Here is a 22,082-nt window from a genome sequence, read left to right on the forward strand (position 1 = left end):
CCCATTCCTGTTCCTTAAAACCATCCAATCAATGAAAAACCTCTCTACCCGCTGCCTGTTACTGGTTTCGCTGGGCATTGGGCCGACCCTATTGGCGCAGGATGTAGCCAGTACCAGTGCCGTCATGTCGCAGAAGCGGCCCGCCGACGCCACCACGGTAACGGTAGCCTCGGAAGGCCGAACCCTCGACCTGATTTTACGCGATCTCGAGCAGCAGACCGCCTACACCTTTGTGTACAGCAACGAACTCTTCCGGCAGCTCAGGCCCTCCCTTGTGGCGGTTCGGCAGCCACTACATGCCGTGCTGACGTCGCTGCTGAGCCCGTTGCGCGTTGCCTACCAGATTGTTGGCCATCAGATCATTCTTTCCAATGCCGACCGGGTGATTAGCGGTCAGGTAACCGATGCCAAAACCGGCGAAGGGCTACCCGGCGTAAACGTCACCATCAAAGGCACAAACCGGGGTACGACAACCGACAGCCAGGGCAATTATCGACTCAGCCTGCCCGAGCAGTCGGTCACCCTTGTCTTCAGCTATGTCGGGTATGCCCCGCAGGAAGTAGCGGCCGGCCGCCAGACAAACCTGGCCGTGCAGTTGGTGGCCGACGAGCGATCGCTGAATGAAGTGCAGGTGGTGGCTTTCGGTGAGCAACGCACCCGCGACCTGACCGGCTCTTTTGCATCGGTCAAGGCCGCCGACATCCGGCTGAGTACCGCCGTCAGCCCCGACGTAGCCCTGCAGGGCCGCACTCCGGGCGTACAGATCACGCAGGCCGGCGGAACGCCCGGCGGAGCGGTACGCATCAATGTTCGGGGGGTAGCCTCGATCAACTCCAACTCGCAGCCACTGATTGTGGTAGACGGTGTACCCATTCTGACCGGTGCCTTCGGGGCCGGGGGGGTAGCCATGAACCCCTTATCCGAGATCAACCCGGACGACATCGAAAGCATGGAAATTCTGAAAGATGCGTCGGCGTCGGTGCTGTTCGGGTCCAGAGCCGCCAATGGTGTCCTGCTGATTACCACCAAAAAAGGAAAGAAAGGAAAGCCGCGGTTCGATATCAGCTATCAGGAAGGCGTCAACACGGCGACCAACCGCATCGACCTGGTCGATAACGGAGCCGACCACCTGAATATTCTGAAGCGGTCGGCCCGCAACAACGTGCGGGCCGGGCTCAACCCCCAATCGACCAACCTGGTCAGCCTGCTGCCCACGGGGATTCTGCGCGGCACCCTGGCTCCGGCCCTGGACCCGCGGCTGGTCGACTCGACTACGCTTTACAACACACAAACCAACTGGCTGGATCAGGTACTGCGCCAGGGGCGATTCAGGCAGGCTACGCTGGGGGTAAGCGCCGGCACCAACAAGCTGTCGGCCTACGTGAGCGGTTCGTACCGGGGTGAAGACGGCATCCTGGTTGGGCAGTCGTTTCAGCGGGTCAGCGGCCGGGCTAACATCACCTACACACCCGCCCGGTTCCTGTCGATGGGCGTCAACCTGTCGGCCAATGGTATCGAGACCAACAACGTCCCCATCAACAACTCGTTCCGGTATGCGCTGGGCGGAGCGTTGCCAGCTTACCCGGTGCAACTGCCCGACGGCTCGTTCTTCAACGGGATTGCCAACGGTACCAACAACACCATCAGCCTGGGCACCAACCCCGTCTTTTTCCGCAACAACTACACGGATGTAGCCAGAACGTTTCGCAGTACCAACACCGGTTTCCTGGACATCAAACCCCTGCCCGGCCTGAGCATCCGGACCGAAGCCGGCTATGACTACCAGCGTACCCGTGCCGATGTTCTTCAGAACCAGACCCTGTATCCAACGGGGATTGTGGGTGCCGAACGGGGTGGAAACGGCCGCGCCGAAAACCGCGTCATTGCCAACCGAACGTTCAACCTGAATAACCTTGTCAGCTACACCCGTGTACTGGGCAAAGAGCACCGGCTCACGGTTCTGGCCGGTAACAACCTGCAAAGCACCCGCTCCGACAATGCCACCTACATTACGGAGAACGTGCCGGAGGGAGCGATACGGGGGCTGGATACGGCCCGCTCGGTCGTGTACGACAACGAAATCTCGTTCCGCTTCGTCTCCTACTTCGGCCGCCTGAACTACGCCTTTCGCGACCGGTATCTGGTCGAGGTCAGCGCCCGAACCGACGGGTCGAGCCGCTTCGGACCGGGTAATCGATGGGCCACTTTCCCCGGCGCTTCGGTAGGCTGGATCATCAGCGACGAGGAGTTTTTACGGAACGCATCGGTCATCAACTTCCTGAAACTCCGCGCCAGCTACGGGCTGACGGGCAATGCCGAAATCGGTAATTTCTCCTGGCAGAAGGTCTTCACCTACGTCGGCTACAACGCGGCTATTTACGGCGGGGTGCAGGGTGGGCAGTTCACCAGCCCCGGCAACCGCTCCCTGGGCTGGGAGTCGACCCGTCAGCTGGACCTCGGTGCCGACTTCCGGATTCTGGGCAATCGCCTGACCGGTACGATCGACTATTACAACAAAATATCGGATGGGCTGCTCCTCGATTATTCGCTCGGGCCACTGGCTGGCACCATCAACAACGTCATGACCATCAACCTCGGCTCGGTCCGGAACCGGGGCGTTGAGTTCAGCATCAGCTCGCGCAACATCGAACGGAAAAACTTCCGCTGGTCGACCGACTTCAACATTGCCCGCAACGAGAACCGGGTGTTGAGCACCTACGACGCGCCTTTCCTGAACTTCCCCTCGCAGCTGGTAAACGGCCCCAACATTGCCACCCCGGGTTATCCGCTGGGCAACTACTATATGGCCCAGTTTGCGGGTTTCGACCCCGTAACGGGCAACGAGCTATTCTACGAACGCGATCGGTCGGTCTTTGCCAATACGGGCCAGACCGTTCGGACGGGTAACCTCTGGGACGGCACGATCAACAACCAGGCAGGGGTCAACCAGTTCATTCTCGAGAACCGTACGCCCTACCCGACGTTCTTTGGCGGCCTGACCAACACGGTACAGATCGGGCAGTTCGACCTGAGTGCGTTGATCTATTTTCAAGTTGGCAACTGGATTTATGACCAGGGCGAACGCGCCCAGAGCTACCCGTTCACGGGTCAGGTGCTGCGCCAGACGATTCCGGGCATCGGCAACGTACAGCAGGCCATTCGTCAGGGCGACAATACCGCGCTGGACCGGCTGCAGTGGGCGTCGAACATGCGGGGAGCCGAATCGACCCGGTTCCTGCACAACGGCTCCTTCGGGCGACTCAAGAACGTACAGATCGGCTATAGTCTCTCTCCCGAAACCGCCCGCAAACTGAAGCTTCGCAGCCTCCGGGTTACGCTGACGGGCCAGAATCTGTTTACCGTCACCAAATTCCCGGGCTGGGACCCCGAAGTATTCCGGAACGGTGGGGCCGACGGGGCCAATGCCAACCTCTCCCCCGGCCTGACCAGCAACGATTTACCGCAGGTAAAAACCTATCAGATCGGACTTAACGTCGGTTTCTAACCCACTGAACGCTACCACTATGAAATATATACTCTCCCTATTTGTCCTGTTGGCGCTGGCTGGCTGCGAAAAGTACCTGGATGAGGTCTCTTCCAAACAACTGATTCAGGCGCAGAATGTCAGAACGGTTCAGGAGCTGGATATTCTGATGACCGGCGCCTATGCCGGTATTGCCCGCAACGTCGCCTTTGGCGGAAACGCGCTGATCATTGGCGAAACCTTTGCCGATCTGGTGACGGTGAACAACACGAACTACCGCACCAGTCCCGGCCGGTCGTCGCGGGTCTATACCTGGACCCACCGCGAGGAAGATTACGGGTTTCAGGCCGAATTTTTACAGTGGAGTACGTTTGGGCTCAACAACGCCAACAACGTGCTGGAGATTTTGCGGAGCGGTCAGGTACAGACTCCCAACGAGAGCAACCCCCGGCTCGATATTACCCAGCAACGCAACCGGCTCGAGGGAGAAGCGCGCTTCATCCGGGCCATGTGCGTATTCGAGCAGATGCGGCTGATTGCGTACCCCTGGGGTTATACGCCCGACAACAGCCACCCCGGCCCCATTGCGTCGTACCGGTCGCTGTCAGAATTTGGCGACTTGTCGTTTCCCCGGCTCAGTGTGAAGGCGGGTTACGACTCCGTACTGACGGACCTGCGACTGGCCGAGCGGCTGCTTCCCGATAGCTACGACCCGGCCCGCCACCTGCCCGACTACCAGCCCCGCGCCAATAAACATGCTGCTCAGGCGCTGCTGGCGCGCGTCTATTTTCAGCAGGACAACGTGGACAGCTGCCTGGCCGTTTGCAACCGGCTCCTGGGTTCAGGCACGAATTACCGGTTTCCGCTCGTAGCCGGCAATCAGATGCTGACCAGTCTTTTTCAACGTACGGGCATCACCCCAACGACCAATGCCGCCAGCCGCGACGAAGTTATTTTTGAGCTGGTCAACGTGGCAGGTCGTAACGTACAAACCACTAACAGCGCCCCCATCCGAACCCATTACGTACTGCAATCGCCCTATACGACGGCGCAGCTGGCCAACGTCAACACGCTCACCAGCGGGCCTAACCTGCGCCTGAGTCAGCGATTCAAAACCCTGGCCAGCTTTGACCGGACCCGCGACCTGCGCTACCGAACCCTGATCGACACCAGTCAGGCCAGCACTCCGGCTACCCTCTGGAATAGCCCTAACCGCCTGTGGTTTCCGCGAAAGTGGGGCGTTCAGGGCACCACCAACCTGGGTGCGGCTCAGGGGGTTAACACTAACGTAGTTCTTTACCGGTCGGCTGAGTTTATCCTGATGCGGGCCGAGATGAATGCGCGCAAAGGCAATACCGCAGCCGCACTGGCCGACCTGAACGCCGTCCGGGTGCGGGCCGGATTACCCGCCCTGGCTACCGCCCCAACCGATCTGCTAGCCGATATCAGGACGGAGATGGTACGCGAGCTCTTCGCCGAAGGCCAGCGGATTCATGACCTCAAGCGCCGGAAAGAATCCGTCGATCCGGCTGACCGAACCCTTTCGCCCGGCTCGGTCGACTGCACCGTTGCCGGCTGTCAGCCCGTTCCGTGGAACAGCCGCTTCACCGTATTCGTGGTGCCCCAGACCGTGCTGGACCGGAACCCGCTGATGGTACAAAATGACTAAACGAACTTAACCCGGTACTCTTCATGAAAGCACTGCTTCTCTTGCTGACGATCGTAACGCTGGCGGCCTGCCAGGACGATGCCTTACCCAACCTCAGGCCGGGCGACGATGCCCTTAAAACACAGCTACGCGGGGTCTGGCTGCCCAATCAGCTTCAGATCAAATACCAGGTTGGACTCATTCCGAACCAGCGCGACACGACCATTACCATAACCCCCGCTACGGCTCCGCTGCTGGTAGCGACCCGACCCAACGTGATTATGCCGTTTACCGACACCCTGTACATCGGCACCGTAGCAACGGCCCGCATCGACACGTTCTTTACCCGCAACCGGGGCCTTCGCCAGCAGGGTAATTTCTTCCTGACCACTGGAGCCGACAACGGGGCCGGGGTACTGCGCGTGGCCCGACCGACGTACACGCGTGGAACCCTGACCCGCTGGAATTATGATTTCGTTTTCCACGGAACGGTGCTGCCCAACGCCCAGAACCAACCCGCCTACAGCTATACCAGCTATCCCAACTATCCGCTTACCATTCGTGAAGTAAGCGGCAACCGGCTGGTCATTAGCTTCCAGACAACGGGAAATATCAATAACCTGCCCCAGGTAGCCATTACCCCGGCCAGCCAGAACCTCAATACAACCTGGGCGGGTCGAGTGGGCCTGATTACCGCAACCTTCACCAAACAATAGCCCGGCGTTTTCTGCATGCGTACCCGTTTTTTCTGGCTTTGGAGTTTACTGAGTGTCGGCGCCATGGCGCAGCCCCGGCCGGCAGACGATCCGTTCCTGCATCGGCTATACGACCGGCTGCACGCGTCGCCGGCACAAACCAAATACCGAACCATTGCCCCCATGCCCATTGGGGCGGTTTATGTGCAGCAGCCCGGCGAAGGCGAAACCGAGATGCGGGCCCATTTCCGCACCATGAAACAACTGGGATTCAACGCCCTCAAGCAGATCATGACCGTACCGGGCTGGACCATCGAGCAGGTTCAGCTGATTGCGCTCGAGGAAGGGATCATTCCCTGGTGGTATGGCGAAGGGGGCTGGCAATCCATCACCCCGGCGCTGCTCAAAACCCTCGACATTCCCGTCAGTACGCCCATGGCCGAGGTTCGGCAGCACCCGCGCATGCTGGCTTACCAGCAGGAGCTGTTACGCCAGCGTATCCTGAAAAGCGATGCGCTGATGAAAGCTACGGGAAAGCCGTTGAAAGACCGTAGTGTAGCCTACGAACCGGAACTGGGCGGGCGCGGATTCGACCTGACCGATCGCGGCAAACAGCTGTTCAGGCAGTGGGTACGGCAGCAGTACGGCACCATTGAGCGGCTGAACCAGGTCTGGAATCAGAACCATGCGGGGCTACAACCCGGCGAAGGCGATCCGTTTGCTTCCTGGGATGATTTCGAGAAGCGCTACGGCCAGCTGGGCAACAAAGAATACCGGCACCTGCATGATATTCTGGACTTCAAGGTAGAACACAGCCTCGAAAGCATCCGGCAAACCTGCGAACGCTTCCGCGCCTTCGACTCCAGCGCCGTATTCAGGGGCGGGGGCGAAATAGGCCTGTTTCATCCGCTGGCGTGGTATGGCGTAGACCTCGAACGCGTGGCGGATCTGATGACCCGGTACGGTTCGTTTTACCCCTCCATCCATTTTGCCTGGCATTACGGCGAAGTCAACTATGAACTCGTTCGGCCATTCTACATGCAGGCCTCGCTGGCCAACGACTTCTTCAAGGGGGGCTGGGCCGCTACCTGGGAGTCGACCGGTGGGCCGCAGCAGTTCAGCGGTGGCCGGGGTGGAGCCGACTTTACCGTTGACGAGGGCACGATTACCCAGTTTCTGCTGAGCCAGATTGCGGCTGGCTTCCGGGGCTGGGGTGCCTGGGCCTGGAACGCCCGCACAGCTGGCTGGGAAGCCGGCGAGTACGCCCTGCTCGACCGGCACAACCAGGTAACCGCCCGCGCCGTCCGGATGGGGCAGATTGGACAGGCAGCCAACCGCTACCGCGACGAGCTGTGGGCCGCCCACAAAGAACCGATTGTGGGCGTACTCTACGACTGGCATAACGAAGCCACCTGGGCCGCCATGAGCGAGTCGGGCCGGGAAGAATTTCGGCTACGGCCGATGCAGGCCAGAGTCGGCATCAGCCGGGCGCTCATCAACGCCAATATCCCGTTCGAATACGTCACGACGCCCGACCTGGCCAAAGGGCTGGGTGGCCGTTACCGGGTTCTCTACGTACCGGCCCAGGTCAGCCTCAGCCGCGACTTGGTCCGGCAGCTGGGTGAATACGTCAGGCAGGGCGGCCGGTTGGTGATGGATGTACCGTCGGGGTATTATGATGAATTTACCGCGCTGCTGCCCACGAAGGCGGGGAGCGAATTTGAGCAGTTGACCGGGGTTACCATCCGCGACTATCAGGGGTCGGGAGTCAACCGGACGTGCCGGCTTGGCGCCACGCCTGTTTCCGGGATGATTGCTACGCTGCAACCGACAACGGCCCGCGTCGTGAGCCGATTTGACGATGGCCAGCCCGCCATTACCGAACAAACAGCCGGCCGCGGAACAGCCGTGGTGCTGGGCTACGAGGCCGCCCGGATGTGCTTCAGGCCGGGACAGGCAGCGGCAGAGAACCAGTTGATCAGCCAGGTTCTGGGCACCAACCAGCCGCCCTACCGCTGCACTGATGCCATTGTGTACCGGCTGGCGGCACCCGCAGCCGACCATTACTTTTTTATCAACGATGGTCCGGCCCGCACGGCTTCCCTGACAACGGGTGCGATCCGGTACAAAGCGGTTGTGGACGCCCTGACGAATGAACCACTCGACCTGAACCGCCCTGTTCCGCTCGACGCCAACAGTGGCCGATGGATACGGGCCATCCGCTGATACGAACCCATTGCACGAATACAACCCATGGCCATGCAGACGCCCTATCAGAACCGACGTTTATTTCTTCAACAGGCGGCAACGCTGAGCCTGGGTGCCGCAGCGGGTTTATCGACCTCAGCCCAGGCCGCTCCGGCACCAGCCGCTGCGACACCGCCAACCGACACACCCCAGCCTACCGACGTACAGAAACGCTGGATGGACCTCAAATTCGGCATGTTCGTGCATTTTGGCATCAATACCTATTACGATACCGAATGGAGCGATGGCACGCTCGATCCGGTCCGGTTCAACCCCACCCGGCTCGATACGGACCAGTGGTGTCGGGTTGCCAAAGCAGCTGGCATGAACTACATCGTCTTCATTACCAAGCACCACGACGGCTTCTGCCTCTGGCCCAGCCAGCACACCCGCTACTCGGTGGCCTCGACCCCGTTCGGGCGCGATGTGCTGCAGCTGGCCGTAGCATCGGCACGCAAGCATGGTTTGAAAGTCGGTCTGTATTACTCGCTATGGGACCGTCATGAGAAAACGCACGACACCGACGACTGGGCTTATGTCGACTTCATGAAAAAGCAGCTGCATGAACTGCTTACTAACTACGGCGACATCGTGGAGCTATGGTTCGATGGCTTCTGGAAAAAACAGAAAACGGGCTGGACCAAAAAAGGAGAAATCGAGGGTGAGCTGGCGCCCAAAGACGCCCGGGCCAACCGGGATCGGGCCTTCATAGAGGCCTGGCGAAACGAGGGAGCCTACCGCTGGCAAATGGATCACGTGTACCAGTACATCAAATCGCTCCAGCCCGATTGTCTGGTGATGAACAACTCCACTACGGCATACCCGGGTGTGCCGCTGCATCCGGTCGATATTCGCAGTGGCGAGAAATACACCCGCCCCACCACCGATCAGAAAGTATGGAACTGGCTGGGCCGCGACCGGTTTCTGCCCATGCAGATCGAAACTACGATGTCGACAAAAGGCGATAAGCAGTTTCCGTCGGGCAACTGGTTCTGGCACGAATGGGATCATTCCGTAGCCTCGAAAGAACAGATAAAGGGCTGGCTGAATACAGCCGCCCAGATGCAGGCCAACCTGCTGCTGAACGTGGGACCGATGGCCAGCGGCCGGTTACGCCCCGAAGATGAGCAGGTGCTGCTATCGCTCTAGCCCTGACGCCGTCGCTCGATGGCGTCACGAACGCGGGCGGCACTTTCGTAATCCTCCTTCCGGATGATTCTGGCCAGTAACTCCTCCAGTTCGGCGAGGGTGTACTCCGCGTATGACCCTTTTTTATCCCGGACTTTATCGTCGGGGTAGTAGCCGGTCAGTTCCAGAACGGCCTGGGTAACCAACACCGGGCAGCTGGCCCGTACGGCCATCGCGATCGCATCAGAGGGTCGGGCATCGATCTGAAGCGGCCCCAGCGGTCCGTCGAGATACAACTGGGCAAAGAATACGTAGTCACTGTCGACCCGATCGATCAGTACTTTGGTGAGTCGGGTTTCGAGCCGTTCGAGTGTCTGGTGAAACAGGTCGTGGGTCATGGGCCTGACCGGGTTCATCTTCTCCATAGCCATGGCGATTGCCTGCGCTTCGGCCGGCCCGATGATAAGCGGGATTCGTCGTTTGCTGTGGGCATCTTCCAGCATCAATGCGTAGTTACCCGGCTTCGACAGGCTTTCCGACAGCGCCACGATGCTCAGTTCAATCGTCTCCATGCTCCTGATTTCGTTGAATAAACTGACACAACTCCCCTATATCGGTAAAGGGTGAAATTACAAATCCTTCGGCACTGAGCCGGTACAGATCGCGCGCTTCTACTTCGACCTCGAAGCCGTTCTCGAGGTAGATGTGCCTGCCGACCTGCTGCCGTACCCCTAGTTTCATTTCCTGTAAGGCATACAGCACAAAGTCTGTCTCGTCATAGGTATGCATCAGCCCGCCAGGTTTTCGTAAAGCACCTGTATACCCAACCCGATACACAACCCGGCCGATATAACGATCAGCCCCGTACGAACCCCCGGATTGGCCGTCAGCCGCACCGAAAACGGGATACTGAACGCACTGGCGGCTACCATCATACCGGCCATAGACCCCAGGCCGAACAGCAGCAGGTATACCAGCCCGGCCCCTGCTTCCCTGATCTGGGTGAGTACTGACAGCATCAACGCCCCGCTACCGGCCAGGCCATGTACCAGTCCCACACCGTACGCCAGCCGGTGGGTATGCGGCCGGGGTTGTCCGTTGTGAAGGTGGGTATGCCCAGTAGCCGGCCCATCGGGCAACAGCCGCAGCCGATACAACCGAACCATACCCAGAACGACCAGCATCAAGCCCACCCCGGCTTCCAGGTAGCGAAACGTATCTACCTGGCTGGCAACGCGTCCGGCGATGAATACGATGCCTACCAGCAGAATGGTTGAGGTATGACCCAGCCCCCAGAACGCGCCATCTTTCAGCGACAGCCAGATATTGTTCCGCTGGGTGACGATACTGCTTACCGCTACCAGATGATCAGCTTCAAACGCATGCGTAAACCCAACCGCCAGGGCTAACACGAAAGGGAGCAGAATGTCCATGCTACTGGTTAGTTATCAAGTTTCGTTTCATCTATCTGCGGTGCGACTACGCGTCCCGGTGCGGTCAGCGCCGTCACCGTTGCCCGCACAAGCTCAGCTTACCCACCGTGGTCCGTGTCCTCACGGACCACCCGTGCGTCAGCAAAAACCGTCCGGTTAGGTGGTCCGTGGGGACACAGACCACGGTGACTATTCTGATCTGCACCAGCCTCAGCTTATCACTAGCCGACCCAGTACGACGCGGTGGTTGCCCGTATCGGCAATGGCCAGGCGATCCCCGTCGATGCAGATCGAGAAAGGCCAGTATAGCTGCCGATCCGTACCGAAGCGGGTATTGACATTTTCGCTGCCGGTCTGAAAGTTGGCGTGCCCGATCAGTCCATCGGCCAATGGGTTACTGGCGCGCGGCACCCGGTCGAACCAGAGCAGTCGGCTGTTGCCGGTGTCGGCGACGAAAAGGCCTTTCCTGTAGAAAAAAGCATCGTAAGTCCAGTTCAGCGTATGCTGCTCGGGGCTAAGCCGAAACTGGTTCTGCCCGTTCGCATCGAAGTCGGGTTGCCCGACCAGCGCGTCGGCGGGCTGCGTAAACGCCGAATGCCAGTCGTTCCAGAGCAGCGTCCGGTAATACTGCGTATCGGCAATGGCCAGCTGCCCGTCCGGGCCGACCCGCACCGAATAGGGCCAGACGGGTTCGTGGTTTTCATAATCCCGCTCGGTAAAGCCCGGTTTGCCAATCACCCCGTCGGCGCGGGCGAACGATTGGGTAGGTATCTGCTCGTAAAACAATACCCGCCGGTTACCGGTATCCGCAATCCAGAGCCGCTCGCCATCCGAAAAAACACCGTAGGGCCAGTTTAATGACTGCGCATTCGGCGCCGTTCCGATGCCCCCCACGTTGGGCTGATTACCGTTGAAATCAGGCTGCCCCAGCACCACATCGGCCGGCTGGCCCGAACAGGTCGGGAACGAGAGCCAGATCAGGACACGGTGGTTCCAGGCATCGGCCACCACCAGCCGCTCCCCATCCGACCAGAGCCCCGACGGATACTGCAACGTGCTGGCTCCGGTGCTGCCACCGGCATTACGACCCGTATCGGCCGAATCGGGCTGGCCCAGTACCAGATCAGGTTCGGCAAATTCCGTTTCGGGCAGTCGATGCCAGATGAAGACCCGATTTTGGCCGGTGTCGGCTACGAAGAGCGTACGGCCAGCCAGCCAGACCCCACGCGGAGCCAGAAACGGGTTGCCCAACGCGCCCCGAAACACACGACTGTCGGGAAGCAGGGGTGCCAGATTCAGTAGCGAGGCAGGGGGCGGCTGGCTGGTCATGGATTAGCAGATTCGGGGAAGTTGTTCGCCCACCAGCATACTCACCACCCGACGACCACCAATCCGGCTGGTGAGAACAACCTGACCGGGATGCTCGGTGGTAACACGGCCAATGACCGCGGCCGACTCGCCATAGGGCAACGTTTGCAGCCTGCCTACGAATCGCTCGGCGACGTCGGCCGCGACGATAGCCAGAAAAACGCCTTCGTTCGCTACGTACAGCGGATCGAGCCCCAGCAGTTCGCAGGCACCGGCGACCTCTTCCAGAACGGGCAGACTGGCTTGCTGAATGTCGATACCTATCCGGGTCGCGCCAACGTTGCGGTCGCGGGCAATCTCGTTGAGCACCGTTGCCACGCCCCCCCGCGTCGGATCGCGCAGCAGGTGAATTGCCGGACCAAATTCATCGAGTAAGGTCCGAACGGTATGGTTCAGGGGAGCGGTGTCGCTTTGCAGGCTGGTTTCAAATTCCAGTCCTTCGCGCACCGACATGATAGCCATGCCGTGGGTAGCGATGTTGCCGCTCACGATCAGTTTATCGCCCGGCTGTACGCGGCCAACGCTGATATCGGCTTTCGGGTGAAGCATTCCAATACCCGCCGTATTGATAAAAATCCGGTCGCCTTTACCGCGCTCCACCACTTTGGTATCGCCCGTTACGATTTGCACACCGGCCTGATCGGCGGCTGTTTTTATACTGACCAGCACCGCCCAGAACTCGCTCATGGTCAGCCCCTCTTCCAGAATAAAACTGAGCGACAGATAGCGGGGTATGGCTCCGCACATGGCCAGGTCATTGACGGTGCCGTTGACCGCCAGCTCGCCAATGGTACCGCCCGGAAAGAACGGGGGCGAAATCACGTAACTGTCCGTCGTAAAAGCGGTCTTGCCCGTCAGGTCGAGAATAGCGCCGTCGTGGTGCGTGTCGAGCAGGGGGTTTTTGAGCAGGTCGAACACGCCCGCTTCGAGCAGTTTATGGGTCAGGGTACCTCCGCTTCCGTGGCCGAGCGTGATAACATCGAAATCCAGTTTGGGCATCGGGCAGGCAAGTTGCATAGCGTATCGGTTGGGTAGTACGAGGAACGGACGAATGACAACGAACTGAGCGTCATTCGACACAGTCACTCAGAGCTGACGAAAAATGATAATAAGCCGCGCAGGCTCCCTCTGACGAGACCATGGGCGCACCCAGCGGACGTTCGGGGTTGCAGCGCGTGCCAAACTGGGTACATTCGTTCGGCTTCCGGATTCCTTTCAGCACCAGCCCGGCAATACAGTCGGGGCACTCGGGCACTTTAGCGATAGACACCGAAAACTTACGATTGGCGTCGAAGCTGGCCAGCTCCCGACGTACCTCCCAGCCACTCCGGGGAATGGTACCGATACCGCGCCACTCCCGGTCGACAACCTCGAACACCTGATCGATAACCCGTCGGGCATCGGGGTTGCCTTCGGCCCGCACCACACGGGTATACTGGTTTTCGAGCTTGTGCTCACCCCGTTCCAGCTGCCGGATGGTCATCAGAATACCGTGCAGCAGATCGACCGGTTCGAAGCCCGTTACGACGATGGGAAGCCGGTATCGCTCGGCCAGCGGAGCGTACTCGCCGGTGCCCATGATGGTACATACGTGGCCTGCCGCCAGAAACGCCTGAATATTGGTATCAGGGTCGTTCATCACGGCTTCCATGGCGGGAGGCACCAGCACGTGCGAAGCCAGGATCGAATAGTTCGTCAACCCCAGCTGGCGGGCCTGTACCACCGACAGCGCATTGGCCGGGGCCGTTGTTTCGAACCCCACCGCGAAGAAAACTACCTCCCGATCGGGGTTGTCGCGGGCCAGCCGGACGGCTTCCAGGGGCGAGTAAAGGATACGGACATCGGCCCCACCGGCTTTGGCTTCGAGCAGGCTCTTGCCGGAGCCGGGTACCCGAATCATGTCGCCAAATGAACACAGCATAACCCCTTTTTCTTCAGCCAGGTATACAGCTTTGTCGATCAGGTTAACCGGCGTGACGCAGACCGGACAACCCGGCCCGTGTACCATGGTAACCGCTTCGGGCAGCAGGTTCAGGATGCCGTTTTTGACGAGGCTGTGGGTTTGCCCACCACACACTTCCATAATTGTCCAGGGGCGGGTAACGGTGCGGTGAATTTCCTGCACGTACTGGGCCACCTGGTCGGGGTCGCGGTATTCGCTGAGGTGTTTCATCAGTGGTTACGGTCAATCTGGCTGCTCTCTACCAACTCATCCAGCTCCCCTATTTCGGCCAGGTACTGGAACGACTTCTGGGCCTCTTCCTCGTCGACGACACTAATGGCTACGCCCACATGTACCAAAACATAGTCTCCCACGTCGGCATGAGGAACCATGTCCAGACTAGCTTCTTTCGTGATGCCGCCAAACGACACCTGGGCCATACGCACCAGCCCATCGTACTGGTATCCAATGGATTTTATTTTACCGGGAATGGCTAAGCACATAATCAGTTTCGGTTTGTACAGGTGAAAATTGGTCCGGTTGCCGGGTAGATCGAATCAGCTGCCCGAACGAAATACATTCGTCGTTGGGCGAGAGCTGCCGGTGAAAATAAAGTTGGTAAGCAGCGTCCAGGTCGTGCCGGATCCAGTCGACCAGCAGGGCATTCTGAAACACACCCCCGCTAAACGCCAGCTGATGCACGCCCTCACGCCGGGCTACCGCCGATACCGTAGCCACGAGGGTGGCATGAAACCGGGCGGCTATCGCAGCGGTGGGTTTTCCGGCCAGCACATCGGTCATGACCCCGCCGATAATAGCCCGGGTTGGTATAGTCGGCCCCGTCCATGACACCGGCAGATACGACCGCGCGGCCTGAAACCCGTACTGCCGTATGTAACGGCCTGCCTGTTCTTCGAGCAGCAGAGCGGCTTCGCCCTCGTAGCTCACCCGATCAGCCAGCCCCACCAAAGCCGCCACGGCATCGAATAAACGGCCTACGCTGCTGGTCGAGAGCCGATGCGCGGTCAGTAGCTTGTGGTACAACGTCCACTCGGCATGGGTAAATTTTTGGCGAAGCAGGGTATCGGCGCCGGGCATTTCGTAGGCTAGCGACAGGGCAGACAGCCGGGGTTCGCGGGGCATTTTATCCCCCAGTAAAGCCGGGAAATAATCAAAATGGGTAACCCGATCAATTACTCCATGCTGGTACGACATGAATTCACCGCCCCATATTTGCCCGTCGGTGCCATAGCCGGTACCGTCCCAGATAATACCCAGAACGGGATCGGGACTGGTGAGTACATCATTCTCGGCGAGCACAGCCGCCAGATGCGCTTCGTGATGCTGCACCAGCGTAAGCGGAATACCCCAGCCAGCCGCCAGTTCGCGAGCCAGCTGCGTGGAGAAATACCCGTCGTGCTGATCGGCCACCAGCCGGTCGGGCCGGGCGTCGAACAGGCGCAGGAAATGATGCAGGGTAGCGCGAAAATTGGTTTGTGTATCGTAGCTCTCCAGATCACCCAGGTACTGGCTGACGTAGGTATTTCCCCGCAGCTGCCAGGCAAACGTGCTCTTCATCGAGGCTCCCAGGGCCAGTACGTTGGCCGTCCCTGAACCGGGTTCGCGGAGAAAGGTCGGCGCGAAACCCCGCGATCGGCGTATCATAATTGGTTGCCGGTACACCCGCGACAGACGCACAACCGAGTCGTCCTGCGGCACCACAATAGCCCGGTTGTGGGTCAGGATATAATCGGCCACGGCCGGTAACTGACCAATAGCCTGCTCGTCAGTGTAGGCAATAGGCGACCCGCTGATATTGCCACTGGTCGCTACCAGCGGCCTGCCAAACTGCCGGGCCAGCAGAGCCAGCAGGGGCGCATAGGGTAACATAACCCCCAGTTGCCCCAGAGCGGGGGCCAGAGCCTCCCAGGCTAGTTCCGAGGCCGGTTTAGCCAGTTTGTCGAGAAGTACAATGGGCGAGGCTTGGCCGCGCAACCAGTTCAGCTCGTCGTTCTGACACGAGCAATCCTGCCGAATTGCCTCCGCCGACGGGTACATCACCGCCAGGGGTTTCGTTGGGCGATGCTTCCGTCGGCGGAGCTGAGCAATAGCGTCGGGGTTGGCGGCATCGCACAGCAGCAGGTACCCGCCTATTCCTTTTACCGCAACCGTATGTCCGGTTTTTATCTGCGCCACAGCCTGCTCAATAATTGTCGTCTGATCGGCTGAGACGCATTGCCCCGCCTGGTCGTAGAGGCTCATCGTAACGGCGCAGTCCGGGCAGGAATTGGTTTGTGCGTAGTACCGGCGGTTGGCGGGATCCTGATATTCAGCTTTGCAGGTAGCACACAGGGCAAAGTCGGCCATCGTTGTAGCCGGACGGTCATACGGCAGCGCATGACTGATTGAATACCGCGGTCCGCAGTGCGTACAGGTTGTAAAGGCGTAGTTGAACCGACGGTTAACGGACTCCGTCAGCTCCGTCCGGCAGGTATCACACAAGGCCAGGTCGGGGGTCAGGAGTAAGGACGCCTGCCCCCCCGACTGGCTGTGGATGATCGAGAAGTCCGGGTAAAGACGAGGAGTGGTTAGATTTACTTTAATAGACTGAATACGAGCCAGTTCTGGCGCTTCGGCCAGTATGCGCAGCTTAAACTGCCGGGCGGTATCAGCGTCTGCATTCAGGTAGACATGGACGCCATCGGGGCCGTTGCTGACGGTACCGGTAAGTTCCATGACGCGCGCAAGCTGCCAGACGAAGGGCCTGAACCCTACCCCCTGAACCAGGCCGGTGATATGCAGATGAAACGTCATGGAGTTATGTACCGCTATACGCCGGGCTATTGTTTACAGAACGAGTACGGGCAATCAGGCAACCGGGCTGGTCAATACCCCTTTTTTCTCGGCTACTTTCGTCAGCAGCCAGTCGCACCAGGCATCGATTCCTTCGCCGGTGAGGCTGGAAATAGTCAGTACGTCGATATCCGGATTCACCTCGCGGGCATCCTGAACTACGTTGGCCACGCTGAAGGGTACGTACGGCAGCAGATCTGCTTTCGAGACCACCATCAGTTCGCTGGTCAGGAACATACGCGGGTACTTTTTGGGTTTGTCGTCGCCTTCGGTCGATGCCAGCAGGGTAACGCGCAAGTCCTCGCCCAGATCGAACGCAGCCGGGCAAACCAGGTTGCCGACGTTTTCGATAAAAAGCAGATCGACTCCCGTCAGATCGATATGATCCAGCGCCTGATAGATCATCTGGGCTTCGATGTGACACATGCCGCCCGTAACGATTTGCAGCGCGTTGATGCCTACCTCCCGCATCCGGATAGCGTCGCGTTCGGTTTCCGGATCACCGACCAGAACGGCCATGTTGAGTCGGTCGCGCAGCCGCTTGCCGGTCTCCTGCATGAGGGTGGTTTTGCCGCTCCCCGGCGATGAACAGACGTTGATGACGAGTATGTCGGGCAGCCGGTCGCGTATGGCCCGGGCCACGAAATCGTTTACTTTAAGCAGGTTAAGCGTTGTATTTTCGCACTGTACAGACCCGACAGAGGCCTGATTGGATTTTGGTTTTACGGTGGTCATGGCTGGTCGTTATTAGCTGACTGAAAACCAGGTAGCGGGCTGAACGGGCTGCCCCATCCCTGGTTCCGGGTACTCAATCGTCAAATTCTACTTTACTGATGAGCAGCTCTTCGCCCTGTATGACGTTGCGACTGGGTTTGCCACACGTACAGATGAATCGATACTGTTCTACCTGGGTTGTTTCTCCGCAGTCGTCGCAGCGGATCAGAATCGGCAGTACCTCAACGTGCAGACTCGTCTGCTGGTACCGGGGCTCATCTGCCACCACGGCCTGAAACGCATTCTGCATCAGGATAGGCTGCACGTTGGCCAGCAGCCCCGCCTTCAGATAGATACCCCGAACCCGGTCCATCTCAGCCGGAAATTCATCTTCGAGCGTCCGGAAAATAGTCCGGACCAGCGATATCTCGTGCATGGCAGCAACTGGTAATGGGTAAAGTTAATCTTTGATTAGTGAAATATACGCAAAACGGACGCGTGATTAGAAAAATTTTTCTAATCACGCCCGATAAATACACCGCTCTGCAGTGCCTGCCTCTACACAGACAAAATATCCCGTTGAATATCAGCCAGTTTAAGCAGATGCTGGTCAGCGTCCCGAATCAGGTTTTCGTCCTCGACCAGACTGCTTACCTCCCGCGCTTTTCGGACCATATCTGCGTAGAGCGCCTGTTGGTGCTGCGGATCATCTTCGCCGACGTACCAGCCCGCTTCCAGGTAGTTCAGAATAGTCAGTGCCCGCTCATATGGGTATCGGTCTGCCGTACGGATCGTCAGCGCATCGCGGTATAATCCAATGGCTTTGGCATAATTATCAGACCGGGCCGCCTGCGGATAGTTGGTTATGGCATTGGCGAAGTGGTTGCAGATCGTGGCGTATTCGTACGGAAACGCTTCTTTGGTATAGTAGGCCAGCGCGTGTTTGAACGAACTCGACGATATAGCGGCCCAGATGCCTTTTTTACGGGCTTCGTCGGGAATCTTGGCGTAAATCACACCCAGATGATGCTGAATGTCGGCAAAGATGGCGGGTGCGTTTTGCTGGGTAAACAGCTTGAGCGCTTCCTGATACGCTTCCATGGCTGGCCGGTAAAACTGCGGATTGCCATTCTGCGCCCAGGTGTACAGTAAAATCCCTTTCCGGTACTGGGCGTTAGCCACCAGTTCGGGCAGCTCTTCTTCCCGAAACAGGTTGATGGCACGGCTCAGGTAGCCCAGCGCTTCGGCAAAGCTGTTCTGGAAGTTAGCCACCTGAGCCGCGTCGAGGAGCAACATGCCCACCTGCGCCAGTCGGTGCTGCCCTTCGTAGTGTTGCAGCACCCGCCATAAACCGTCTTTGGTTCGGGTCAGCAGCGCTTCATCGTACGGAACGGTGAGCTGCTGCAGCCAGATACTCGTCTGCACAGCCAGCAACTCGATTGCGGCATCGTTAGACAGATCCGCTTCTGTAACCTCGGTTATCAGCTGATCGGCTTCGGCAAGCTGACCCAGATCGGCCAGAAAGGTAGCATAGTGGCGGGCTGTAAACGCCCGATGCCCGGCGTCGGGCGCCTGGCTGACAGCCATCTGGTAAGCCTGCCGGATGGTCTCTTCGGGCGTATCGATATGCCCGTAGTGAGCCGCCACGGCCCGGTTATGCCACCGCCGATAGGTGTCAAAACTCCCGGACCCATTGACGGGGGCAGCCGGTAATTCAACCGAAACGCCCGCCTGTAGCCGGTTGATCAGGTCAAGGGCGTCGGCCAGGGGACGATCGTGTTGGGCGTGTTCGTATACGTTTTCCCAGTTGTCGAGGTGGAGGTACACAACGGCCAGCAGCGTATCGGGCGTACAGCGCAGGGGGCTGGGCAACAGCACGGGCGGTAACCGCTGCGCCCAGTCGAGGGGGTGCTCGATGGTTTCCTCCCGGATTGCCAGGCTGTCGGGCTGTGCCTCGGATAAGGAGCAGACCGTTACCAGTTCGTTCAGCCGAAATTCGGCATCTATAATGGATTGAACACTCGTCGGCTTATCGGTAGCCAGGGTCAGATAAATCATGATGAATCAGAAGCGCTAGAGGTGAACGGATAGAATACCCGTCGTCTTCAGGTCGTAGGTGAGTTCCCGGTCGGTATCGTCGAGGTCGTGATCGATCAGGATCTCTCGCAGGAGTATTGTTTTGTCGCCCAGCAGGTTCCGGTCTTTCAGTACGACCCAGTCAGTTTTATGCATCTTCTCGAAAAACGCTTTCGATTTGCCGGCAACCAGTAAGGTCTGCCGGTCGGGATAATACACCAGACTCACCTGCGGATCGTTACCGAAAGCCGTCCTGACTACCGATGCATCTATATGCAGGTGGCTGTTTTTCAGTCGTACCATTGGTCAATGATGTCATGTCGTGTCTGTTCACTCTGCTGCCGAATCGGCGATTCAGCCTGGAACCATATCGTCCAGAATCAGGTCAACGACCCGATCGCCGGCGGCCCGGACCGATTCGGAGAGGTCAACGTCCAGGCGGGTATTGTCGACCGCGATCAGGTAGACCTGTACATCGTCGGGGTATTGATCGCGCAGGATTTTGCGGGCATACGACAGCGCTTGGTCCCACTTGAGGCTGTGCAAGAACACCATCGGATCGTCCTGAATGGCCGCTTCCACTGCCTGGGCCGGCACTTTGTAAAGCGTACCCGGTGGTTCACCGGTGTTTACGACGGCATCTACGATCAGGATGCGCCCGTGGCCCTGCAGCAGGAACAGTACCTCGAAAGCCGACGTACCCATGTCGAACAAACTAACGTCATCAACCGACCCGAGCGTGGCCCGGAGCCGGTCGATGACGTAGCAACCAATCCCGTCGTCGCTCCGAACGGGATTTCCAAAACCCATGATGGCGGTTTTCATAGAGGAGTGATTGGGTGAATGAGTGATTGAGTAGCATAGTCCAGCGCCACTCAATCACTCATTCACTCATTCACAATTTAAAGTTAGCTAGCTCCTTGCCGGACTGGGCATCGTGGGCGTGGACGGTACAAACCAGGCATGAATCGAACGAGCGGGCCACCATACCGACCTCGACGGGGTCGTGTGGGTCTTCGATCTCAGTACCTTCCAGCGCGGCTTCGATCGGGCCGGGGTTGCCCCGGTCGTCGTTGGGACCAACGTTCCAGGTAGTGGGTGCCATGACCTGGTAGTTCTTGATCACGCCATTTTCGATCTCGATCCAGTGGGCCAGCGCGCCCCGGGCCGCTTCGGTGGCGCCAAATCCTTTGCCGTCTTTTTCTTCGGGCTTGATATAAAACTCGCTGTTCAGATCGATCTGCCGGAGCCATTCATCAATCAGCGTATACAGCCGCGGGGCCTCGTGCAGGCGTGCCAGGGTACGGGTAAACACGTTAGCGCCCAGCTGTTTGTACACATCGCCGAAGAGCGGATCATAAATCTGGTGCGACAGTAGATTGTCGGGGTTCGCGTTCATGAGCACCCGCGACAGGGGCCCGGCTTCAGCCGCGTAATCCATGTAGCGGGGCGCCTTCGACCAGCTGTATTTCCCGCCGAAATCGGTACTGTGCAGGTTCTGCGACGGCAGGGGCGTTGGCAATGGCTCTTCCCAGGGGTGTGCCGGTGGCACGTCTTCAAACCAGGTGTGCAGCACGTGCTCCTTAATTTTCATGTGGTCGAACACGCTATAGTTCGTGCCATCGAAGAAGCCGCTCCGACTGATGAGAGCCGCGTTCCGTCCATCGACCGTTGGTTTCTGATAGTGGTCTTTATGCAGATAGGTACCGTAGGCAACGAATTTGCCGACGCCCTGTCCAAACTTGTGCAGTCCGAACTCCAGACTGGCCCTTACGAACAGGCCCAGGTCGGAGTTGCGCTGCGATTCGTTCTCGTCGATATACGCCAGCAGGTCGTCCCAGCTTTTCACCTGCATATACCGCTCGATGGGTGCGCCCAGCCAGATACTCTCGAGCCAGTCTTTCCGGAACTGGTTCATGATGGCATGGGCCCGGGTAATGTCCTTGAGTGTGGGCGCGCACATTACCCCGCCCGGCACCATATAGCTGGAGTGTGGCCACTGCCCCCCGAAGAGCGCGTACACCTCTACGGGTCTGCCGCTGGCCGTTACGCCTTTCTGAAACGAGGTTCCCACGTAGGCCGCAAACCGGCGAACGACCTCATCATAAAGCGGCTTGTTGGCAAACTTCTTATTGGCCATGTCGGTAGCGAAGATGGCGTAGAACCAGCGCGGAATACTCTGAATGGTTTCCGTTGCCTGCCCAATGGCCCGCAGCAGCAACGCATTGGGCGGCAGGGTGGTTTGCCAGGCCGTATCGAGCGCCGACGAAGCGCAGTACAGGTGCGAACCGCCACAGATGCCACAGATGCGGGGGGTGACGATCAGGCCCGACTGCGGGTCCTTGCCTTCCATGATTTTCTCGAAGCCCCGGAACATGGCCGCCTGCGTATGCGCCCGCGTTACCACGCCATCTTCCATATATACCTTTACGTCGAGGTCGCCCTCAACCCGCCCTACGGGCGAAATATTCAGTTCTTTCTGGGTTGCCATTAT

19 protein-coding genes are annotated in these 22,082 nt (G+C 58.9%); 5 read left to right on the forward strand and 14 right to left on the reverse strand.

The window, feature by feature from the left end; translation table 11 throughout:
* The first annotated feature begins 31 nt into the window (after positions 1 to 31).
* From B1C80_RS06645 to B1C80_RS06665, 5 genes are read left to right on the forward strand one after another with little or no spacing between them, the layout of a single operon-like run.
* Positions 32 to 3,505 (forward strand): TonB-dependent receptor, encoded by a 3,474-nt coding sequence (locus tag B1C80_RS06645; protein ID WP_077920285.1) that lies wholly within the window; start codon positions 32 to 34, stop codon positions 3,503 to 3,505.
* Between the two features lie 19 nt (positions 3,506 to 3,524).
* Positions 3,525 to 5,153 (forward strand): RagB/SusD family nutrient uptake outer membrane protein, encoded by a 1,629-nt coding sequence (locus B1C80_RS06650; protein ID WP_077920286.1) that lies wholly within the window; start codon positions 3,525 to 3,527, stop codon positions 5,151 to 5,153.
* 23 nt (positions 5,154 to 5,176) lie between these two features.
* A complete protein-coding gene (locus B1C80_RS06655; protein ID WP_077920287.1) occupies positions 5,177 to 5,848 on the forward strand; it encodes a hypothetical protein in 672 nt (223 codons plus the stop codon).
* 15 nt (positions 5,849 to 5,863) lie between these two features.
* On the forward strand, positions 5,864 to 8,053 hold the full coding sequence (locus B1C80_RS06660; protein WP_077920288.1) for a beta-galactosidase trimerization domain-containing protein: 2,190 nt from the start codon (positions 5,864 to 5,866) through the stop codon (positions 8,051 to 8,053).
* A 33-nt stretch (positions 8,054 to 8,086) separates the two neighbouring features.
* Positions 8,087 to 9,223 (forward strand): alpha-L-fucosidase, encoded by a 1,137-nt coding sequence (locus B1C80_RS06665; RefSeq protein ID WP_161492722.1) that lies wholly within the window; start codon positions 8,087 to 8,089, stop codon positions 9,221 to 9,223.
* Here B1C80_RS06665 and B1C80_RS06670 read toward each other — a convergent pair.
* From B1C80_RS06670 to B1C80_RS06735, 14 genes are all read right to left on the reverse strand, one after another.
* Positions 9,220 to 9,774, reverse strand: coding sequence for a bifunctional nuclease family protein (locus tag B1C80_RS06670; protein ID WP_077920290.1), 555 nt, complete (start codon positions 9,772 to 9,774; stop codon positions 9,220 to 9,222). The genes B1C80_RS06665 and B1C80_RS06670 overlap by 4 nt on opposite strands.
* Positions 9,761 to 9,991: a hypothetical protein gene (locus B1C80_RS06675; RefSeq protein WP_077920291.1), complete on the reverse strand. Its 231-nt coding sequence runs from the start codon at positions 9,989 to 9,991 to the stop codon at positions 9,761 to 9,763. Before B1C80_RS06675 ends, B1C80_RS06670 begins: the two co-directional genes overlap by 14 nt.
* A complete protein-coding gene (locus B1C80_RS06680; RefSeq protein ID WP_077920292.1) occupies positions 9,991 to 10,635 on the reverse strand; it encodes an urease accessory protein in 645 nt (214 codons plus the stop codon). The genes B1C80_RS06675 and B1C80_RS06680 overlap by 1 nt, the downstream gene beginning before the upstream one ends.
* Before the next feature lie 210 nt (positions 10,636 to 10,845).
* Complete coding sequence (locus B1C80_RS06685; RefSeq protein WP_077920293.1) at positions 10,846 to 11,964, reverse strand: hypothetical protein; 1,119 nt, start codon at positions 11,962 to 11,964, stop codon at positions 10,846 to 10,848.
* A gap of 3 nt (positions 11,965 to 11,967) precedes the next feature.
* The gene (gene hypE / locus B1C80_RS06690) at positions 11,968 to 13,020 is read right to left on the reverse strand and encodes a hydrogenase expression/formation protein HypE (protein WP_236648659.1); all 1,053 of its coding nucleotides are present in this window, start codon (positions 13,018 to 13,020) and stop codon (positions 11,968 to 11,970) included.
* A 52-nt stretch (positions 13,021 to 13,072) separates the two neighbouring features.
* Positions 13,073 to 14,176: a hydrogenase formation protein HypD gene (gene hypD, locus B1C80_RS06695; RefSeq protein ID WP_077920295.1), complete on the reverse strand. Its 1,104-nt coding sequence runs from the start codon at positions 14,174 to 14,176 to the stop codon at positions 13,073 to 13,075.
* Entirely contained in the window at positions 14,176 to 14,448 is a 273-nt protein-coding gene (locus tag B1C80_RS06700; protein WP_077920296.1) for a HypC/HybG/HupF family hydrogenase formation chaperone, read from the reverse strand. The genes hypD and B1C80_RS06700 overlap by 1 nt, the downstream gene beginning before the upstream one ends.
* Positions 14,426 to 16,759 carry a carbamoyltransferase HypF gene (gene hypF / locus B1C80_RS06705; RefSeq protein WP_077920297.1) on the reverse strand — a complete coding sequence of 778 codons (2,334 nt, stop codon included), beginning with the start codon at positions 16,757 to 16,759 and terminating at the stop codon, positions 14,426 to 14,428. The genes B1C80_RS06700 and hypF overlap by 23 nt, the downstream gene beginning before the upstream one ends.
* Positions 16,760 to 16,813: 54 nt before the next feature.
* Positions 16,814 to 17,533, reverse strand: coding sequence for a hydrogenase nickel incorporation protein HypB (hypB, locus tag B1C80_RS06710; RefSeq protein WP_077920298.1), 720 nt, complete (start codon positions 17,531 to 17,533; stop codon positions 16,814 to 16,816).
* 73 nt (positions 17,534 to 17,606) lie between these two features.
* Complete coding sequence (locus B1C80_RS06715; RefSeq protein WP_077920299.1) at positions 17,607 to 17,948, reverse strand: hydrogenase maturation nickel metallochaperone HypA; 342 nt, start codon at positions 17,946 to 17,948, stop codon at positions 17,607 to 17,609.
* A 122-nt stretch (positions 17,949 to 18,070) separates the two neighbouring features.
* Positions 18,071 to 19,570, reverse strand: coding sequence for a hypothetical protein (locus B1C80_RS06720; RefSeq protein WP_077920300.1), 1,500 nt, complete (start codon positions 19,568 to 19,570; stop codon positions 18,071 to 18,073).
* Between the two features lie 15 nt (positions 19,571 to 19,585).
* Positions 19,586 to 19,891: a hypothetical protein gene (locus B1C80_RS06725; RefSeq protein WP_077920301.1), complete on the reverse strand. Its 306-nt coding sequence runs from the start codon at positions 19,889 to 19,891 to the stop codon at positions 19,586 to 19,588.
* 51 nt (positions 19,892 to 19,942) lie between these two features.
* Entirely contained in the window at positions 19,943 to 20,413 is a 471-nt protein-coding gene (locus tag B1C80_RS06730; protein ID WP_077920302.1) for a hydrogenase maturation protease, read from the reverse strand.
* 70 nt (positions 20,414 to 20,483) lie between these two features.
* Positions 20,484 to 22,079, reverse strand: coding sequence for a nickel-dependent hydrogenase large subunit (locus tag B1C80_RS06735; RefSeq protein ID WP_077920303.1), 1,596 nt, complete (start codon positions 22,077 to 22,079; stop codon positions 20,484 to 20,486).
* Between the last annotated feature and the right edge of the window lie 3 nt (positions 22,080 to 22,082).

Origin of the sequence: Spirosoma sp. 209 (assembly GCF_002006735.1) — a bacterium.
Classification (GTDB): Bacteria; Bacteroidota; Bacteroidia; order Cytophagales; family Spirosomataceae; genus Spirosoma; species Spirosoma sordidisoli.

Excerpts from the sequence above, each read along its gene's own strand:
- B1C80_RS06645 (WP_077920285.1), top strand. The coding sequence starts at position 32 with ATGAAAAACCTCTCTACCCGCTGCCTGTTACTGGTTTCGCTGGGCATT.
- B1C80_RS06650 (WP_077920286.1), top strand. The coding sequence starts at position 3,525 with ATGAAATATATACTCTCCCTATTTGTCCTGTTGGCGCTGGCTGGCTGC.
- B1C80_RS06655 (WP_077920287.1), top strand. The coding sequence starts at position 5,177 with ATGAAAGCACTGCTTCTCTTGCTGACGATCGTAACGCTGGCGGCCTGC.
- B1C80_RS06660 (WP_077920288.1), top strand. The coding sequence starts at position 5,864 with ATGCGTACCCGTTTTTTCTGGCTTTGGAGTTTACTGAGTGTCGGCGCC.
- B1C80_RS06665 (WP_161492722.1), top strand. The coding sequence starts at position 8,087 with ATGCAGACGCCCTATCAGAACCGACGTTTATTTCTTCAACAGGCGGCA.
- B1C80_RS06670 (WP_077920290.1), bottom strand. The coding sequence starts at position 9,774 with ATGGAGACGATTGAACTGAGCATCGTGGCGCTGTCGGAAAGCCTGTCG.
- B1C80_RS06675 (WP_077920291.1), bottom strand. The coding sequence starts at position 9,991 with ATGCATACCTATGACGAGACAGACTTTGTGCTGTATGCCTTACAGGAA.
- B1C80_RS06680 (WP_077920292.1), bottom strand. The coding sequence starts at position 10,635 with ATGGACATTCTGCTCCCTTTCGTGTTAGCCCTGGCGGTTGGGTTTACG.
- B1C80_RS06685 (WP_077920293.1), bottom strand. The coding sequence starts at position 11,964 with ATGACCAGCCAGCCGCCCCCTGCCTCGCTACTGAATCTGGCACCCCTG.
- hypE (WP_236648659.1), bottom strand. The coding sequence starts at position 13,020 with ATGCAACTTGCCTGCCCGATGCCCAAACTGGATTTCGATGTTATCACG.
- hypD (WP_077920295.1), bottom strand. The coding sequence starts at position 14,176 with ATGAAACACCTCAGCGAATACCGCGACCCCGACCAGGTGGCCCAGTAC.
- B1C80_RS06700 (WP_077920296.1), bottom strand. The coding sequence starts at position 14,448 with ATGTGCTTAGCCATTCCCGGTAAAATAAAATCCATTGGATACCAGTAC.
- hypF (WP_077920297.1), bottom strand. The coding sequence starts at position 16,759 with ATGACGTTTCATCTGCATATCACCGGCCTGGTTCAGGGGGTAGGGTTC.
- hypB (WP_077920298.1), bottom strand. The coding sequence starts at position 17,533 with ATGACCACCGTAAAACCAAAATCCAATCAGGCCTCTGTCGGGTCTGTA.
- B1C80_RS06715 (WP_077920299.1), bottom strand. The coding sequence starts at position 17,948 with ATGCACGAGATATCGCTGGTCCGGACTATTTTCCGGACGCTCGAAGAT.
- B1C80_RS06720 (WP_077920300.1), bottom strand. The coding sequence starts at position 19,570 with ATGATTTATCTGACCCTGGCTACCGATAAGCCGACGAGTGTTCAATCC.
- B1C80_RS06725 (WP_077920301.1), bottom strand. The coding sequence starts at position 19,891 with ATGGTACGACTGAAAAACAGCCACCTGCATATAGATGCATCGGTAGTC.
- B1C80_RS06730 (WP_077920302.1), bottom strand. The coding sequence starts at position 20,413 with ATGAAAACCGCCATCATGGGTTTTGGAAATCCCGTTCGGAGCGACGAC.
- B1C80_RS06735 (WP_077920303.1), bottom strand. The coding sequence starts at position 22,079 with ATGGCAACCCAGAAAGAACTGAATATTTCGCCCGTAGGGCGGGTTGAG.